The following is a 15,977-nucleotide window of genomic DNA, read 5'->3' as shown; positions in this document are numbered from 1 at the left end:
AAGACCACGCTGCGGCGGCCGAAATCGCAGCGTGGTTGCCGGTAGGCATGCTTGAGCGCCGCAGCCCCCGGCAGGCGACGCTCGCAATCTTGAAAGGCATGTCGTCAGGCTGCCTTGTCGCCTTTCCTCATGGGAATGATGTAGGGGCGCTGGCGCCACAACTCGCGCGCGGCCTTTTCCGCATGGAAGGGGCTCGCAAATTCGCGGCCTTCGAGATCGTTGAAGGCGTGGAGCGCGGAAAAAAACCGGAAGGCATTCGGCTCGTGCTTCTGCCGCACGATGATCCCCACGGCGTTACCCTGCAATTCGATGACATATGCGTCGGACATGGAAGTTCCCTTCGCCGGAAAGCCGGCGTTTCAAGCTGGATGAGATCTTGGAAAACGCTGGAGCGCTACGCGCGGGAACACATCGCGGTTACGGCCGAGAAGTGCCGGAGGGAGTGTCTATGCATGATTTCGTTCTGCATTGTCTTTCGGGCCCGATGCGATGTGGCGAGAACATCTCACAGCGCTTCGCTCGGATCAAAGATTTTATTCGCGGGTGAAAGGGTGTAGAGCGCGGAAGGAGCAACAAATTTTCCGATAGCGCGACTGTATATGCAACAATTCTAGCGCAAACCTTACGCGACCGCGAAAAGCTGAAAATATCGACGAAGAAAGCAAAATTTTTCATATGCTAGAGTTATTATAGACCCAGGGCGAAAATTATTCTAGCCGCTCTTCCCGCACCATCTCTCAACGGTCGTCGCGCTGCGCCCGGAGCGCCGTCGACGACAGCGTCGAAAGCGGGCCGGACAGATAAACCCAGGCGGGCGGCGTCAGGTTCGGAAGCGCAGCCGCGCAACTCTCGGGCACCCGCGAGCGCGCGAACCGATGCGCGGCGGGCGAGGCAAGCGCGCGATGCCGCCAGCGCGGGCGATCCTCAACCGCCACCGGCACCAGCGAGAAAATCGTCTCCCACTCGTTCCAGTGATGGAAGCCGGCGAGGTTGTCTGCGCCCATCAGCCACACGAACCGCACGCGCGGCATGCGCCGCCGGAGATGGCGCAGCGCCGCCGCCGTATAGGCCGTGCCGATGGCCGCCTCGAACGCCGTGACCTCGATCTTCGGATGGCGCGAGACCTCGCGAGCATGCGCGATCCGCTCGGCAAGCGGCGCCAGTTCGCGGTGGTCCTTCAGCGGATTGCCGGGCGTCACCATCCACCACACGCGGTCGAGGCCGAGCCGCTTCAGGGCGTTGAGGCTGATGAGCCGATGCGCGGCGTGCGGCGGGTTGAACGAACCGCCGAGAAGGCCGATGCGCATGCCCGACACCGCATGCGGCGGTTTCAGATCGGCCTCGCTCACCCCCGGATAGCGGGTCATGCGGGCCGCGTCTGCCCGTCGCCGCGCACCACATATTTGAAGGTGGTCAATTGCTCCACGCCGACCGGCCCGCGCGCATGGAAGCGCCCCGTCGCAATGCCGATTTCCGCGCCCATGCCGAACTCGCCGCCGTCCGCGAATTGCGTCGATGCATTGTGCAGCACGATGGCGCTGTCGACCTCGGCGAGGAAGGTTTCGGCTGTGGCGGCATCCTCGGTCACGATGCTGTCGGTGTGGTGCGAGCCGTAGCGCTCGATATGCGCGATGGCTCCCGCGACGCCCGGCACCACCTTAGCCGAGATGATCGCGTCGAGATATTCGGTCGCCCAGTCCTGTTCCGTGGCGGGAACGACGCGGGCATCGAACGCGCAAACCGCCGCGTCGCCGCGCACTTCGCATCCGGCGTCGAGAAGCGCAATGACGAGCGGCGCAAGCAGGCGATCCGCCGCCGCTTCGTCAACCAGCAGCGTTTCCGTCGCGCCGCAGACGCCCGTCCGCCGCAGCTTGGCGTTGAGCACGATGGCGCGCGCCTTCTCTGCGTCGGCGGCCTTGTCCACATAGACGTGGCAGATGCCTTCGAGATGCGCGAACACAGGCACGCGCGCTTCCTTTTGCACGCGCTCGACGAGGCTTTTCCCGCCGCGCGGCACGATCACATCAACCGCGCCGTCGAGCCCCTCAAGGAGAAGCCCAACGGCCGCGCGGTCGGTGGTGCCGACGAGCTGGATCGCCGTTTCGGGAAGACCGGCGGCAAGCAGACCTTCGACGAGGCACCCATGGATCGCGCGGTTGGAAGCGATGGTCTCGGAGCCGCCCCGAAGGATGACGGCATTGCCCGCCTTCAGCGCGAGCGCGCCCGCATCCGCCGTGACGTTCGGGCGGCTTTCGTAGATCATGCCGATCACGCCGAGCGGTACGCGCACGCGGCTGATGCGAAGGCCGTTCGGGCGCTCCCATGCCGCGATGGTCTCGCCGACGGGATCGGCGAGCGCCGCGATGTCTTCGAGGCCCTTCGCCATGGCTTCGACGCGCGCGGGCGTCAGCGTCAGGCGGTCGATGAAACTTTCCGGGCGGCCAGAGGCGCGCGCCGCCGCCTGGTCTTCGGCGTTGGTGCGCAGGATGTCGTCCGAGCGCGCACGAAGCGCCGCAGCAGCAGCGAAAAGCGCCGCGTTCTTCTGCTCCGTTGGCGCGAGAGCGAGTGCGCGCGCCGCTTTGCGCGCTTCCTGCCCGATGGCGAGGAGTTCGATCTTCAAGAGGCGCAGGTCGAGTTTCGTGTCGGCGATGGCGAGCGTCATGGCGTCCGTAAAAGTCGGAGTTCAATGCTCCTTATTAAGCGCAACGCCTCGTTCTGCCAACCGGCTGCGGATAAAAGCGCACGGCGGCTTGCGCCTTTCATGCTGCGCGCTGCAAGCTTCGCACAAGCTGCGCGGGCGCGTTAACCACTTGTCAACTTTCCGTGCTGCCCCCATTCTCCGCCGAGGTTCGGCTCGGGGATGGGCGAGATGGATATTCAATCGCAGTATTGCATTATCTCGGCGACAAGGGCGTCGAGTGGCTCGTCACCTTCTGACTTCGAAAAGAGCGCTTAATCGGGAGAGGGCGCTTTGAGGTTCGGCGTGGCTTGGTTTGCGTTAACACGTTGCCATTGCTTCAGGCATGTAGTAACTAATTTTAACCATATTTTCTCGTTTTCCGTCACGTCTTTGGAGGGTGTGTCTTGAATCAAGCTATTAGCACTTTTTCTAAATTTCTTTCGTTTTTTTTGGTATTCTCGGCATTTGCCTTACTGGTTGTGTATTATTGCGCCTTTCCACCCTTGATTGTTGTGGAAGACCTTCAGATAGAGTGGATCACGATCCAATCAGATGCTATGCCCGTTTTGCTGTTGGTGCTGGTCGTTGCTTGGTGGTTCGCTCTTGGCGTTGCAACTGAAGATATAGAATTGTATCGACTAGCCTTTGGCGGGTCACTTCTGTTTTTCGTATTTTATAGTTTCTTCGTATCTGGCGATATGTTCAGTTATTTCGGTATATTTTCTATAATATTTGCCATGTCTTTGTTCGGTTATGTTAGGGGTGACATGTCCGGTTCATTGCCCAAGACGATATCCTCTATCTTGTGGATATTCTGGATCGCGGGCGGTGCGACTTATGCGTTTTGTTTGTTATTCATTCCCGATGTGATCGCGAAAATCAAAGAAAGCGGGCTCAAACTATACCTCATTGATATAAGGCATGCAGCCACTGCGATCACGATCCTATGGGTCGTTTTCTACGCTCTTGTTAAAACAATACTCCAGAAGCGTCCAGCCTCGCTATCGCTTATGAAAGGTGCACTGTTTCCTGCGCAAAGTAAAAAGGGGGGCACGTTTCGAGCTATTTTGGCAATTCCTCTCCTGTTAGCGAATGCAATCGCAGTTGTTGTTAGTTTGATTTATAATACTGCGGTGATCGTTACGTATTACTTTATATCCTTCGGTAGAAATATTTCTTCGATAGTGATCGACGGTTTAAGAAGTGTTAACGTCAATCTATTTATAAGGGCCTTGTCTCTCCCCTTTTGTGTTTTTCTAATAATTTATATTTCAAAGGCGTCGGTCTATCCTGTGAGGAGTGCTTTATTGGCAGATCATTCAATATTCAACATTATTGATAGCAGCCAAGCTAATGCCGGAATTATATTTCTTTCTTTTGTTGGTGTTATCGCTTCGATGCTTCTGCTTCTTTATGCCTTTGGTGCTATAAAGGAGCGCTGGATGGAAGTTTTATATAACATACTATCTATTGGGGCTATGTTATTGGTATTATGGTTCATGGTCGTTTTGACTGCGTACATATTCAATTTGTTCGGTTTGCACGAGCTGCGCGGTTTCGACACATTCGGGATTTTCTCAACGGTATGCTCTATAGTGATGCTTGTTGGCGTCATCGCAACAATAATTACTTCTTCCGTAACTGCAAATAATGATGAACCTCACCAGCCCGCGTAACCGAAGCCGAAGGTCTGCGTCTTGTCGCCGTTGGCCTTCGACAGCACGCTCGACACATCCGCGCGCAGCGGTCCGAGCGGCGAGTCCCAGATGAGGCTGACGCCGGTGGAGGCGCGAAGCTTCGATGAATTCGTGGTGACGAGCGTGTTCGACGTGCCGTTCGCCGCCGCATAGGCCTTCGCGAAACTGGCCGCGTCGGTGCCGAACATTGTGCCCGCGCTCGCGAACACCGCGCCGGAGAGGCCGAGGTCTGTCGGCACGAAGGGCAGGGGGAAGCGCAGTTCCGCCGTCGCCGAATAGAATTGCGTGCCGCCGAGCGCGTAGCCCGTCGTTGCGTCGCGCGGGCCGAAGCTCTTGAAGCCTGCGATGGTTTCGCTGCCCTTGTAGAACGCATCGACCACGCGCACGCTCTGCCCGCCCCAGCCGGTGATGGTGCCCGCCTGCGCGCGGCCCGCGAGCACGATTTCCTGCGAGATGGGATAATAGGCGCGCGCCTCGCTGGTGGAGCGAATGTAGTTCACGTCGCCGCCCACGCCCGCGAGATCCTGCGTGCCCTTGAAGTAGAAGCCGCGCGTCGGCTTTTTCCGGTTGTCGCGCGTGTCGTAGATCATGTTGTAGCCGATGGACGAAATGACCGACGTGCCCTTGATCTGCTTCACGGCGAGCGAGGCGTCGTCGTCCACGCCGTACACGCGGTCCATCATCAACGTGTAGTTGATGCCGGTAGAGAATTCCTCGGTGATCGGGAAGCCGAAACGCGTGGTGCCGCCGACGCGGAAATCCTTGTAGCCCGCAACCGTGTAGCCCGCGCTTTCGCTGTAGTCGGCCGATTTCACGAACGCGTCGAGGCCGAACGACACGTTGCGGTCGAGGAAGCGCGGTTCGGTCCAGCTCACGTTGAACGCGCCGTTGCCGGAGAGGCTGCCCGACAGCTTCACCTGTAGATACTGCCCCGTGCCCATCAGATTGCGCTCGGTATATTCCACCTCGCCGATGATGCCGTCGTTCGAGGAATAGCCCAGCGCGAAGCCAAGGTTGCCCGTTTCGGCCTCCGTCACCTTCAGCGCGAGGTCCACACGGTCGGGCGCGCTGCCCGGCTGCCTCTCGACCTTCACATCCTTGAAGAAACCCGTGCGCATCACGCGCTGGCGCCCTTGCTCGACGATCACCTTGTTATAGGCGTCGCCCTCGGCCACGCGGAACTCGCGGCGGATGACCTCGTCCTTCGTGGCGGTGTTGCCGCTGATTTCGACGCGTTCGACATAGGCGCGCGTGCCATCCTCCACGACGAACGCCACGGAAATGATGCGTCGCACCGGGTCGCGGTCGATGCGCGGGCGCACCTGCGCGAACGGCGCGCCAGCCTCCGCGCCGGCCTTCGTCAGCGCCTCAACGGATTTTTCGACGAGTTCGGCGTTATAAATGTCGCCCGGCTTGCCCTTGATCGCGGCGGCGAGCGCCTTCGCGTCGAGGCCGTGCGCGGTCGCCTCCACGTCGAGAGCGCCGAACGCGTAGCGCGCGCCCTCGTCGAGCGTGAAGGTGAGGAAGAAGCCCTGCTTCTCCGCGTCCATATCGGCGGTGGCGGAAAGCACGCGCATGTCCGCGAAGCCGCTTTTCACGTAGAAGCGGCGCAGCATTTCGCGGTCGAGATTGAGCCGGTCGGGATCGTAGACCGACGAGTTGCGCAGGAAATCGAGGAGACCGGACTCGGTCGTGGTGATTTCGCGGCGAAGCTCGGCGTCGGAGACGGACGCGTTGCCGATGAAGTTGATGCCGACGACCTTGACCTGCGGCCCTTCGGCGATCTCGAACACCACGTCGACGCGGCCTCGCTCGCGGTCGATGGTCTTCGCTTCGACCTGCGCCGCGTAGTAGCCCTGCCTGCGATAAACGCCGAGAATGCGCTGCACGTCGGTTTCCGCGCGCGCCTTCGAGAAAGTGCCGCCTGCCTTGAGCTGAACCTCGGTCGAAAGCGTGTCGGCCTTGACATCGTTCGCGCCCTCGAAGGCAACGCGGGAGACGAGCGGATTTTCGGCCACCGTCACCGCGAGCGTGCCGCCCTGCATGGCGAGCGATGCGTCGCGGAACAGCCCCGTCGCGAACAGCGCCTTGATGCTGTCGTCGGCCTTCGCGGCGTCGTAGCGGTCGCCGGGCCTCAGCGCGAGATGATGCTGCACGGTTTCCGGTTCGATCCGGTTCGTGCCGACCACCTTGACGCTGCGGATCATTGGACCTTGCGCAGCCGCCCACGCGCTTTCCGCACAGGTCGTCACGGCGACGAACGCACCGAAAACGAGGAGCCAGGCGACGAACCCGGCTGCGACTTTCACTTTCCACGAGGACGGAAGCGCCTCGCCCGCACTGCAACTTGCCATGCGGGCAAGGAAGCCTCAGCTTTATGACGCAAGCGTGGCCGGAGGGTTCGCGAAACGCAGCTTTCGCGCACGCCCCGTCTCTAGACTAAACTTCAGAAAAGAGACCGTTTTACCGATCTGATTGCGATTCAATCAGATCGGAACGGGCTTTAGAGGAAGCGAGGCGTGCGCTGCTTGTAGGCATCGTAAACGTCGCCGTAAGCGCGCTCCAGCCAGGGCTCTTCCGTATAAGGCAGGATCACGTAAACGAGGATCGCCAGCCCGCACAGCACCGCTGACTGCGCCGAGCCGTTCGCGAGGCCGGTTCCGAAAAAGCCGAGGATCGACGCGACATATTGCGGATTGCGGCTGTAGCGATAGAGGCCGCCCGTAACCAGCCCCTCATCCGCGCCATAGGTGTTTTCGATGCCGAGATCGAAATAGCCGTAGATCGTGAAGCCAAAGCCGATCACCACGCAGATCATGCCCGCGAGGAAGCGCCAAACGTCGGGGCCGCCCTCCGGCCACCCGACCGTGAGGATCGAGAACAGCAGCGTCAGCCCGAGGCCGCCCCGAAACAGGGGCCAGAAGGTATAGTGCTGCCAGCCTCGTTCAGCCGGCGTCGGCCAAAGCTTGAAGCTTCCGGAAAAGACCGTCAGCAGAAGGAGGCCGTTCAGCGTGACGAGCGCGGCCGCGGCCACGTCGAAGATGTACATGAGATAGCTTGGCATGTCGAAAGCCGCTACAGCAGGAATGTATCAACCGCGTGACAGATGCGTTGCGCACGATTTGCACCAAATCGCGAGACCGGGTCAAGCCCGCACAATGCCGCCGATGGTCGGGCGCTCGCCTCCGCTTCCGTTCCCCGGAGCGTAGGCGTTCGTCGCGCGCACGATCTCATGCACGATGCCGGGTTCGCTCGCCGCATGCCCGGAATCCGGCACGATGCGAAGTTCCGCTTTCGGCCAAGCATTTGCCAGATCCCACGCGTTCTTCAGGGGCGTCACCACGTCGTAACGGCCGTGAATGATCGTGCCCGGCAGATGCGCGATCCGGCCCGCATCCTCCAGTAGCTGATTGTCGCTGCGGAAGAAGCCGCGGTTCATGAAATAGTGGCACTCGATGCGCGCGAAGGCGAGGGCGTAGAATTCGCTGCCGAACTGGCTGACCCGCGCTGCATCGGCGAACAGCGAAAGCGTCGTCCCTTCCCACATGCTCCAGGCGCGCGCGGCGGTGAGACGCTCTGCCGCATCGCTGGAGGTCAAACGCCGATGATAGGCAGCGATCATGTCGCCGCGCTCGGCGGGCGGGATCGGCGCCCGATACGCCTCGAACGCGTCTGGAAACAGCCAGCTCGTTCCCTCCTGATAGAACCAGTCGAGTTCGGCGCGGCGCAGCAGAAAGATGCCGCGCAGCACAAGCTCGCTCACGCGCTCGGGGTGCTTCTCGGCGTAGGCGAGCGAGAGCGTCGAACCCCAGGAGCCGCCGCAAAGCTGCCAGCGGTCGATGCCGAGATGCTCGCGCAGCCGCTCCATGTCGGCGACGAGATCCCATGTCGTGTTTTCATCGAGGCTCGCATGCGGCGTCGATCGCCCGCAGCCGCGCTGGTCGAACAGCACGATGCGGTATTTCGACGGGTCGTGATAGCGCCGCATGGTGGCATTGCAGCCGCCGCCCGGTCCGCCGTGGACCCAGACGGCAGGCTTTCCGGCCGGGTTCCCGCATTCCTCGAAATAGATGTCGTGCCGGTCCGAAACCTTGAGCCAGCCGGTGCGATAGGGCGGGATGTCGGGGAACAGCGGCAGCCGCCCGACGGTCGAGCCGGGCGCGGGCGGCATGGGGGACTCGGCTTGGCGCATGCGATCCTCAGGGCGAAACCGGAGGAAAACCCTCCGATTCCGCCATCCTAGATCAGCCTTCGTTAAACGGGACCTCGAATTGACGCAGAGAGGCTGATCGACAACAAAAATTTACAGCGCTTTGTCGCGTCTGATTTGCGGCCAACAGTGTAGAGGCTTCTCGCGTTTCATTGAATCGCGAAAGAACGCCGGGATGATCGCCCCGTTTGCTTGACGAGCACCGGCGAGCCACGGGCCGCCCATCAAAGCGAAGGCTTCGTGCGCGACGCCAGCCGCACCATTCGCGATTGAAGCGTCTCGCCTGCGGGAACGCGAAGGTCTTCCGCCGCTTCCTGCGCCTGTGCGTCGGGAGCGCCGAGGAACAGGCTCACGAGCGCCGCCGACATGAAACTCGCAGGCACGCCAATGGCAGCAGCATTGAGCGTGTCGATACCGAACAGCGGCGCGCCCGAGGCACTCAGATAAAGCGCGGTCACGGCAAAACCCGCCACCATTCCCGCCAGAGCGCCCTTGGAGGAGAGCCTCCGCCACCACACCGAAAGCACGAGCACCGCGAAGAACGTGCCCGCCGCGAGCGAAAGGGAAACCATCGCCCAACGCAATGGATCGACACGATCCATCGCCAGAAAGAAAGCGACAATCCCGAAAACGATCATCGACAGCCGCGCCACGAGGAGCCGGCGAGCGGGCGACGCGCTGCGTTTGAGTGTTCCGTGATAGATGTCGTCGCTGACGGTGTTGGCGAGTGCCACGAGATGCCCGGCGGCACAGGCCGCAACCGCCGCCAGAAGCGCGGCCGCCGCGAGCCCGAAGAACACGCGCGGAAGCTGGCCCGCCATCGGCAGGATGAGGGCCAGGCTATCAGGCTGGAAGGTGACGCGTTGCGCTCCGCCAAGCTGTTCGAACTGGTTACCCGGCAGCGTGATGAAACCAAGCTGCTGCAAGGCTCTCGCCCAGGCAGGCAAGTCTGAAACGGGCACGCCGATGAGGGCCTCGACCGCCATCGCTTTCGTGAAAAAGGCATAGGCCGGGATCGTCAGCACCACGAACGCGCCGATCATCGTCACCCAACCGAACATCCGGCGGCTTGCGAGAATTGTGGGCGTGGTCGAAAGCCTCGGAAGGAAGGTCGGGTGCGCCGCGACGCCAACCGCGAGGCAGAAGATCAGGAGAACGAAATCGACGGGCGACAAGGCGCTGAACATACGCTCGGCGGGCCGTGTCACCGGCTGGGCGGTCTGAGCGGGCAGAACGTCGCTCAGGGCATTCGGCCGCGTCGCTGCGATGAAGCCCTTCGTCGCCTCGCGTTGCGTGATCTCTTCAAGCTGGCTGCCATAGGTGAGTTGCGGCAGCGGAAGGTTGGTGCGCATCACCGAAACGACGATGAGCGGGGCGAGCAGGCCGAGCACCACCACGAACTGCACGCATTGCGTCCAGGTGGCCGCGCGCATGCCTCCCAGCACGACGGCAATCACGATGCTCGCCACCACGAGCATTGTGAAAAGGGACGCGGGAGACAGATCGATGCCGAGCGACTGGGGGGGCGGCAAAAGGTAGCCGACAAGCTTCCCGCCGAGCGAGACTTCAGCCACGATGGCGATGAGGCACGGCGCGATCATCAAGACCGATGCCGCGAGCCTGACGCCTCTTCGCCCGAAGCGCAGATGGAGGAACCCCGGCACCGTGTACGCGCCCGCTTTCCTGAGGTGGGGCACGAACAGCACCGCCATGAGCACCAGCCCCGCGAAAAGGCCTATCGGAATGGCGATGGCATCGATACCGATGAAGAAGAACGCGGCGATGCTGCCCGCGAGCAGGCTGCCGCCGAACACCATGGAATTGAGCGCGAGCGCGTTGTAGAGCGGCGGCACGCGTTCGCCCGCGACGAAAAAATCGTCGACCGCGATGGTTCGCGTCATGAAGCCGATGGCGATGTAGAACAGCGCGGGCGCGACGACGATGACGTAATCGATGGTCAGCGTCGAAAGGCCGAGCTGTTCGAGCACCACGAGCATCAGCACGAGGCAGGTGTACGCGCTCGCGAAGATCGCGAAACTGGATCCGAGCTTCGGGTTTACGGCGGGCGTGCTGTAATTGAGCGTCATGTCAGAATTGGATGGTCATGTTGTGAACGCGGTCCGCGCGCTGCTGCCCGCCAAAGAAGCCGTATATCAGGATCGCGAGCAAAATCACCGCGCCATGAGCGAGGATAAAATAGCCCAGCGGAAAACGGAGAAAGCGATACGAGTTCAGGCCGGGGATGAAAAAAGGGAAGATAATCATGATCCCGGCGAGCGTCAGCGTCATCGCGAGACTGAGCCGCGAGATACTTCGCCAATAAGCTTGCTTAGAGTCGTCATCGGACATAGTTTTGCAGTCTCAATACATCTTTAGTGCAACCCCGGGAACCGGTCCTTGCCATCCTATCTGAAACCGAGAGCCAAGCAAGGCATGCACGCCAAGCGCGATCCGCGTCCCAGGAAAAAGGCGGGCGGCGCGAGCGGCCCGATTATGGCGACGAAGCGATGAGCGCTTATCATGTCATCATTGCGGACGATCATCCGCTTTTCCGCGATGCCCTCAAGCAGACGCTCGGCTCTTCCCTGGACGGCGTCGGCATCACCGAAGTGGATTCGGTCGAGAAGCTGCTCGATACGCTTTCGGCCAGTCCGGGCGCGGACCTCGTCCTGCTCGACCTGAAAATGCCGGGCGAGAAGGGCGCTGCCTCGCTGTCGGGGCTCACCGGCCTCATGTATCTTCGGAGCCAGCATCCGCAGATTCCGGTCGTTATCGTTTCAGCGACCGATAATCCGAGCATGATTCGCCGCTGCGCGAACCTCGGCGCTTCCGGCTTCATCTCCAAGTCCTTGCCTGTCGATCGTATCCGGCAGGCGGTGAAGACGATTCTCGATGGCGGCGTCTGGTTTACCGACGAGATGCAGGACGAAGGAACCCCGGACGAACTCGGCGAGATGGCCGCGCGGCTCGCGACGCTCACGCCGCAGCAGGTTCGCGTGCTCTCCATGCTGGGCAAGGGGCTTCTGAACAAGCAGATCGCCTACGAGCTCTCCGTTTCGGAAGCGACTGTAAAGGCGCATGTCTCGGCCATCTTGCAGAAGCTAGGCGTGGACAGTCGCACGCAGGCCGTGATCGCCGTCAACCGAATCGCGGCCGTGGACGAAGCGGACGGCACGGAAGGGGCCTGAGGCCCTGATCCAGCTAAATCGAATTCCGGGGAAACGTCCGCTCGATGCATGAAGCGTGACAGGCATGCAACGCGGCCCGCGCAGGAAGCGCAACCGGTGCTACGAAAAGGTGGTAGATAATAAGTGCGCGACAGGGGGGCATCTGTGTGTGGTCTTCGCCATCCGTTTACGATAGGGTGACCGCTTATTATACAATCTGTGTCCGAAAAAGCGCAGATTGCTCACGAGGCCCATGCTATCGTTCCTGACGAGTCGCCGAGAATTGAAACCGCGTTGCAGCATTGACGAAAGTCTCATGCTAACAGCATCAATTATGTCTCTTGAGCAAACTCCTGTTCTACGTGTTCCCAACATAGGGTGCACCGTGGAACTGCGACGCTCGCCGCGCGCGAAGCGATTTTCTCTCAAGGTCAGCCATACCGAGCGCGCCGCGATCCTGACGCTGCCCAATCGAGGGCGTGTCGAAGACGCCACAGCTTTCCTCGCCCGACATGCGGAATGGCTGAAAAGGCAACTCGAACGCCTGCCGGAACCCGTTCCCTTCGCGGAAGGTGCTCTTGTTCCACTGCGCGGCCAGATGCATCGCGTTCGCTTCGCCGGACCGAAGCGCAATACGCAGATCGTGTGGACCGAAACGCCTGAATACTCTCAATCGTTGCCCTGTTCCATTATCCGTCCCGAAATCGGGCGCGACCTCTCCTGTTTTCGCGTAGATCCGCGAATGCCGGTGCTCTCCGTAACCGGCGACCTCGAGCACGCCCCGCGCCGCCTTCACGATTGGCTGCGCGCAGAAGTTCGCAAGGATCTCGCAATCTGCGTGGATAAACACGCCAAAGCGCTTTCCTGCTCGCCCAAACGCCTTGCGATCCGTGACCAGGCAACGCGTTGGGGCTCCTGCTCCACCAGCGGCACACTCTCTTTTTCATGGCGGCTCATTTTTGCGCCGCCATTTGTTTTGGACTATGTCGCCGCGCATGAGGTTGCCCATCTCAGGGAAATGAACCACGGCCCCAGTTTCTGGCGCCTCGTCCGCGACACCGTCCCGCATTATAATCGCGCGAAAATCTGGCTGAAGACGAACGGTGCGGAACTCCATCGGTACGGGAGCGAACTTTAATTTCTTGTCTGCCCTTTTTGCGTCTGGCTTAACCGAATTTTTTTCGGCACAATGGTGAGGCTTCCACGCCAGCCTCCAGAATCCATTGGATCAGAAACGACGATTTCCCGAGTTTTACGTGACTGCGCCACAGCCCTGCCCCTATTTGCCGGGGCGCATGGAGCGCAAGATCTTCACCCATTTGTCTGCGGATCGCCCTCTCGCCCTCATCGATAATCTGCTCAAAGGCGGCTTCCGTCGCAGCCAGAATATCGCCTACATGCCGTATTGCGACCATTGCGCGGCCTGCGTGCCGGTGCGCATCGTCGTCGACGAGTTCAAACCCCACCGCACGCTCGCCAAGATCCGGCGCACGAATGAGGATCTCCGCGCGCGGCGCCTGACCGGTCGCGCCACGATCGAACAATTCTCGCTTTTCCGCGCGTATATCGAAACGCGCCACGCCGACGGCGGCATGGCCGACATGACGCTGCTCGATTATTCGATGATGATCCAGGACAGCGCGGTTGAAACCTATCTGACGGAATATCGCCTCAAGCCGCGTGACGGCGAGAGCAAGGGCCCGCTTATCGCCGCAGTGCTTTGCGACCGGTTAAGCGACGGCATTTCGCTTGTCTATTCCTTCTACGATCCCGACATGCCGAAGCGTGGCCTCGGCAATTACATCATCCTCGAACAGGTCGAATTCGCGCGGGCGCGAGGGCTCCCGTATGTCTATCTCGGCTACTGGATCGCCGGTTCGCGCAAGATGGCGTACAAGACACGCTTCACCCCTCAGGAGCACCTGACGCCGCTTGGATGGGTTCGTCGCGAGCCGTAAGCGGCACCGCCAAAGCGAAGGAGTTGCGCCGGAAAGGTCCGATGGGCGCGAACTATTCGCCCATTCCGGCCTGCATGACCGAGGATGTCGCTGCGTCGAGTTTGGCCACCATGTGCCGCCACTTTGCCGCCGTGTTCTTCACGACCTCGTCCATGGCGAGGCGGAACTCGCCGAGCATCGCACAGCGTCCGTCTTCAGACGCGGCCTTGTTGGCATCGAAAGACTGCACCTTGACCAGCAGATCGCGGTTGGCAGCGTCGATCGCTGTCGTCGTTTCATCCTTTACGAAGGGCGTTGCCTTCGCCGGATAGACTTCGTCGGACCAGTTGTGCAGTGAGCGCAGGGTCTGAAGCTTTCCTTGCACCGCCTTGGCGTTCGCCTCTTGCAGGCCGGAGATTGCCGTGCTGGCCTTCGCCATGACCGCCTTGAATGCTTCCGCATCGCATGCCGCGGTTTGCGCGAAAGCAGGCGCGTTTGCGCTCACGAACAGGACGATGAAAAGCCCTTTGACCTGCATGCCGGTTTCGCTTGCCCCAAGCCTTGCGAACTTCGTTTGGCCGTGAGCGCCCAAAGGCACAGCCAAACCAGTCGCTGGCGCCGCAATGCGCGACGCTTTGTTAAGAAACGTTAATAGACGGTTGCCGGTGCGAAATTGTGGCGACGCCCGGCGTGGCAACCCGGCAAAATGCTCTTTCCCTCGGAAATACACGCAGCCCGGGATGGCGCATCTACTGTCGCGCGGCGGGGCTTCTCGCCTTTCACCGTCGAACCAAAAAAACGCCAAGGCTCGGAGGCGCTGGCGCTTGGCGTTTCTGGGCCCGGAGCGCGCTCCACGGTTGAAGGACGCGCAAACAGGCTACAGCGTCGCGCCGCAAATCAGACGCGGCATGACGCTGTAACTTTCTGTTGTCGATCGGCTTTTCTGCGTCAAATCGAGTCCGATTAAACGCAGGCTCATCTAATATGCGAAGTTGAACTTGTACGCAGCGCCGATCCCGGCCTGCCACTGGTTCTCGTCGCCACGAAGCTTGACGAGCGGGCTGTCGGCTGCGTCGCCTTCAAGACGGTTCCACTCAGCGAAACCGCGGATCGACCAGCGCTCGTTCACGTCGTAGCGCGCGCTACCGGAGACGCCAACCGAGTTGAGCCCGCCGCCTGCATTGTAGGCGGATACAAGGTCGGCATATCCCACAGGAGTGGAGAAGAACGCGGAGTTATAGTCCTCGGAAACGAGCTTCAGGCGCGGACCGACCGTAAACTGCCACTGCGCGGCCGGGCGATAGATGAAGTCAGCCATGAGGTTGGCTTCGAAACCTTCCGCGCCGGTGATGCCCTGAAGAAGTTCGACGCGGGTGCGGATGAACGGCACCGGATAATATTCCGCGAAACCACCGAGCTGGATCGTGTAGTCGATGTCCTGAAGGTTCGCGAGAGCGCGGCGGTCGTCGCTGACGTTGCGATCGTCGATATAATTACCCGCGACGCCGAAACGAAAATTGCTCGTCTGATGGAGCGTGAAGCTGAAGGCGTCGTTCGGGAGGCTCAACCATTCCCGTTCGCCCGCGCGGTAGATGTCGATGATCGGGCGGAAGGTGAAGTCCGTGTCCTTCGCGCCGGGGAAAGACGGCTCGACAGCGGCATATCCGCCAATTGTGACGACCCAGTAAGGAGCGGTCACGCCGTCCTTGTAGCCGCCATCCGAACCGATGAGGTCGGCCGCCTGAGCGCCGCTCGCTGCGAACCCCAGCAACGCAGCACAAGCCGCAGCCTGCTTCAATCCCACCATAGCCCCACGCCCCTGCCGTTTGACGTTAGAATTCTCGCCGTAAGATGACTGAGTCAGAGCGCGAAGGCTTGTATTATTTGAAAGCGCGAAGAGCGAAGCGCGGCGCAAGTTGTATTTTTGCATCGAATTCAGCAACAGGTCGCGAATACTACGCGAGAGATTGGAAATTTCTACCACTCGATGGCGAATTGATAGCTTCTGGCGATGCGAACGATAATTGTTCACTGGCAACATTCGAGAAATCGACGCGCGGTCTGTCGGAGCCGTCGTCAACAACTGCGCGCAACCGGGAGGAATATTCGCGCCGAGCGTGTGGTCGACGTTCTCCGAATCTGCGTCAAATCGAGTCCGATTTAACGCAGGCTGACCTAGGAAGTGTGGACTCTTGGGATTCCCAAGGGCAAGCAAATCAGATTCAAGGCTGTCATTTGGGAGGCAGCCATGGGTGTTCTGGACCGTCTGGTTCTTCGAGACGATCA

The 15,977-nt window shown here is 60.7% G+C and carries 14 protein-coding genes; 4 read left to right on the top strand and 10 right to left on the bottom strand.

The window, feature by feature from the left end:
- Window positions 1–104 precede the first annotated feature (104 nt).
- The 3 genes from KKP04_RS12065 to KKP04_RS12055 all read right to left on the bottom strand — a co-directional run bounded on the left by KKP04_RS12065 (window position 105) and on the right by KKP04_RS12055 (window position 2,662).
- The gene (locus KKP04_RS12065; protein ID WP_215031551.1) at window positions 105–329 is read right to left on the bottom strand and encodes a hypothetical protein; all 225 of its coding nucleotides are present in this window, start codon (window positions 327–329) and stop codon (window positions 105–107) included.
- A 408-nt stretch (window positions 330–737) separates the two neighbouring features.
- The gene (locus tag KKP04_RS12060) at window positions 738–1,367 is read right to left on the bottom strand and encodes a nicotinate-nucleotide adenylyltransferase (RefSeq protein WP_215031549.1); all 630 of its coding nucleotides are present in this window, start codon (window positions 1,365–1,367) and stop codon (window positions 738–740) included.
- Window positions 1,364–2,662, bottom strand: a complete 1,299-nt coding sequence (locus tag KKP04_RS12055) for a glutamate-5-semialdehyde dehydrogenase (protein WP_215031547.1) — start codon at window positions 2,660–2,662, stop codon at window positions 1,364–1,366. Before KKP04_RS12055 ends, KKP04_RS12060 begins: the two co-directional genes overlap by 4 nt.
- 422 nt (window positions 2,663–3,084) lie before the next feature.
- Here KKP04_RS12055 and KKP04_RS12050 point away from each other — a divergent pair, with 422 nt between their 5' ends.
- The gene (locus tag KKP04_RS12050; protein WP_215031545.1) at window positions 3,085–4,356 is read left to right on the top strand and encodes a hypothetical protein; all 1,272 of its coding nucleotides are present in this window, start codon (window positions 3,085–3,087) and stop codon (window positions 4,354–4,356) included.
- Here KKP04_RS12050 and bamA read toward each other — a convergent pair.
- The 5 genes from bamA to KKP04_RS12025 all read right to left on the bottom strand — a co-directional run bounded on the left by bamA (window position 4,341) and on the right by KKP04_RS12025 (window position 10,936).
- Complete coding sequence (gene bamA, locus KKP04_RS12045; protein WP_251134082.1) at window positions 4,341–6,731, bottom strand: outer membrane protein assembly factor BamA; 2,391 nt, start codon at window positions 6,729–6,731, stop codon at window positions 4,341–4,343. The two genes, KKP04_RS12050 and bamA, sit on opposite strands and share 16 nt — an antisense overlap.
- Before the next feature lie 149 nt (window positions 6,732–6,880).
- Window positions 6,881–7,441 (bottom strand): isoprenylcysteine carboxylmethyltransferase family protein, encoded by a 561-nt coding sequence (locus tag KKP04_RS12040; protein ID WP_215031543.1) that lies wholly within the window; start codon window positions 7,439–7,441, stop codon window positions 6,881–6,883.
- Between the two features lie 81 nt (window positions 7,442–7,522).
- Window positions 7,523–8,569 carry a prolyl aminopeptidase gene (gene pip, locus KKP04_RS12035; protein WP_251134080.1) on the bottom strand — a complete coding sequence of 349 codons (1,047 nt, stop codon included), beginning with the start codon at window positions 8,567–8,569 and terminating at the stop codon, window positions 7,523–7,525.
- Between the two features lie 242 nt (window positions 8,570–8,811).
- Window positions 8,812–10,674, bottom strand: a complete 1,863-nt coding sequence (locus KKP04_RS12030) for a hypothetical protein (protein ID WP_215031541.1) — start codon at window positions 10,672–10,674, stop codon at window positions 8,812–8,814.
- 1 nt (window position 10,675) lies between these two features.
- The gene (locus KKP04_RS12025) at window positions 10,676–10,936 is read right to left on the bottom strand and encodes a DUF4212 domain-containing protein (protein WP_215031539.1); all 261 of its coding nucleotides are present in this window, start codon (window positions 10,934–10,936) and stop codon (window positions 10,676–10,678) included.
- A gap of 158 nt (window positions 10,937–11,094) precedes the next feature.
- Here KKP04_RS12025 and KKP04_RS12020 point away from each other — a divergent pair, with 158 nt between their 5' ends.
- The 3 genes from KKP04_RS12020 to KKP04_RS12010 all read left to right on the top strand — a co-directional run bounded on the left by KKP04_RS12020 (window position 11,095) and on the right by KKP04_RS12010 (window position 13,712).
- Window positions 11,095–11,775: a response regulator transcription factor gene (locus KKP04_RS12020; protein ID WP_215031537.1), complete on the top strand. Its 681-nt coding sequence runs from the start codon at window positions 11,095–11,097 to the stop codon at window positions 11,773–11,775.
- Window positions 11,776–12,007: 232 nt separating this feature from the next.
- Window positions 12,008–12,892: a M48 family metallopeptidase gene (locus KKP04_RS12015; protein WP_251134078.1), complete on the top strand. Its 885-nt coding sequence runs from the start codon at window positions 12,008–12,010 to the stop codon at window positions 12,890–12,892.
- An 85-nt stretch (window positions 12,893–12,977) separates the two neighbouring features.
- On the top strand, window positions 12,978–13,712 hold the full coding sequence (locus KKP04_RS12010; RefSeq protein ID WP_215031534.1) for an arginyltransferase: 735 nt from the start codon (window positions 12,978–12,980) through the stop codon (window positions 13,710–13,712).
- 52 nt (window positions 13,713–13,764) lie between these two features.
- On the opposite strand, the gene KKP04_RS12005 is transcribed toward KKP04_RS12010, so the two are convergent.
- Together KKP04_RS12005 and KKP04_RS12000 are read right to left on the bottom strand one after the other, a co-directional pair.
- Window positions 13,765–14,496: a hypothetical protein gene (locus KKP04_RS12005; RefSeq protein WP_215031531.1), complete on the bottom strand. Its 732-nt coding sequence runs from the start codon at window positions 14,494–14,496 to the stop codon at window positions 13,765–13,767.
- A 174-nt stretch (window positions 14,497–14,670) separates the two neighbouring features.
- The gene (locus KKP04_RS12000) at window positions 14,671–15,498 is read right to left on the bottom strand and encodes a MipA/OmpV family protein (RefSeq protein WP_215031528.1); all 828 of its coding nucleotides are present in this window, start codon (window positions 15,496–15,498) and stop codon (window positions 14,671–14,673) included.
- Window positions 15,499–15,977 lie beyond the last annotated feature (479 nt).

The organism is Rhodomicrobium sp. Az07 (assembly GCF_018619475.1).
Classification (GTDB): Bacteria; Pseudomonadota; Alphaproteobacteria; order Rhizobiales; family Rhodomicrobiaceae; genus Rhodomicrobium.
Note: the sequence above shows the minus strand (reverse complement) of the source record. Positions and strands in the feature narration are given on the sequence as shown.

What these genes read in the sequence shown, in the direction of transcription:
- KKP04_RS12025 (WP_215031539.1), bottom strand. Translation starts at nt 10,936, where the DNA reads ATGTCCGATGACGACTCTAAGCAAGCTTATTGGCGAAGTATCTCGCGG.
- KKP04_RS12065 (WP_215031551.1), bottom strand. Translation starts at nt 329, where the DNA reads ATGTCCGACGCATATGTCATCGAATTGCAGGGTAACGCCGTGGGGATC.
- pip (WP_251134080.1), bottom strand. Translation starts at nt 8,569, where the DNA reads ATGCGCCAAGCCGAGTCCCCCATGCCGCCCGCGCCCGGCTCGACCGTC.
- KKP04_RS12015 (WP_251134078.1), top strand. Translation starts at nt 12,008, where the DNA reads ATGCTATCGTTCCTGACGAGTCGCCGAGAATTGAAACCGCGTTGCAGC.
- KKP04_RS12000 (WP_215031528.1), bottom strand. Translation starts at nt 15,498, where the DNA reads ATGGTGGGATTGAAGCAGGCTGCGGCTTGTGCTGCGTTGCTGGGGTTC.
- KKP04_RS12040 (WP_215031543.1), bottom strand. Translation starts at nt 7,441, where the DNA reads ATGCCAAGCTATCTCATGTACATCTTCGACGTGGCCGCGGCCGCGCTC.
- KKP04_RS12020 (WP_215031537.1), top strand. Translation starts at nt 11,095, where the DNA reads ATGAGCGCTTATCATGTCATCATTGCGGACGATCATCCGCTTTTCCGC.
- KKP04_RS12060 (WP_215031549.1), bottom strand. Translation starts at nt 1,367, where the DNA reads ATGACCCGCTATCCGGGGGTGAGCGAGGCCGATCTGAAACCGCCGCAT.
- KKP04_RS12030 (WP_215031541.1), bottom strand. Translation starts at nt 10,674, where the DNA reads ATGACGCTCAATTACAGCACGCCCGCCGTAAACCCGAAGCTCGGATCC.
- bamA (WP_251134082.1), bottom strand. Translation starts at nt 6,731, where the DNA reads ATGGCAAGTTGCAGTGCGGGCGAGGCGCTTCCGTCCTCGTGGAAAGTG.
- KKP04_RS12055 (WP_215031547.1), bottom strand. Translation starts at nt 2,662, where the DNA reads ATGACGCTCGCCATCGCCGACACGAAACTCGACCTGCGCCTCTTGAAG.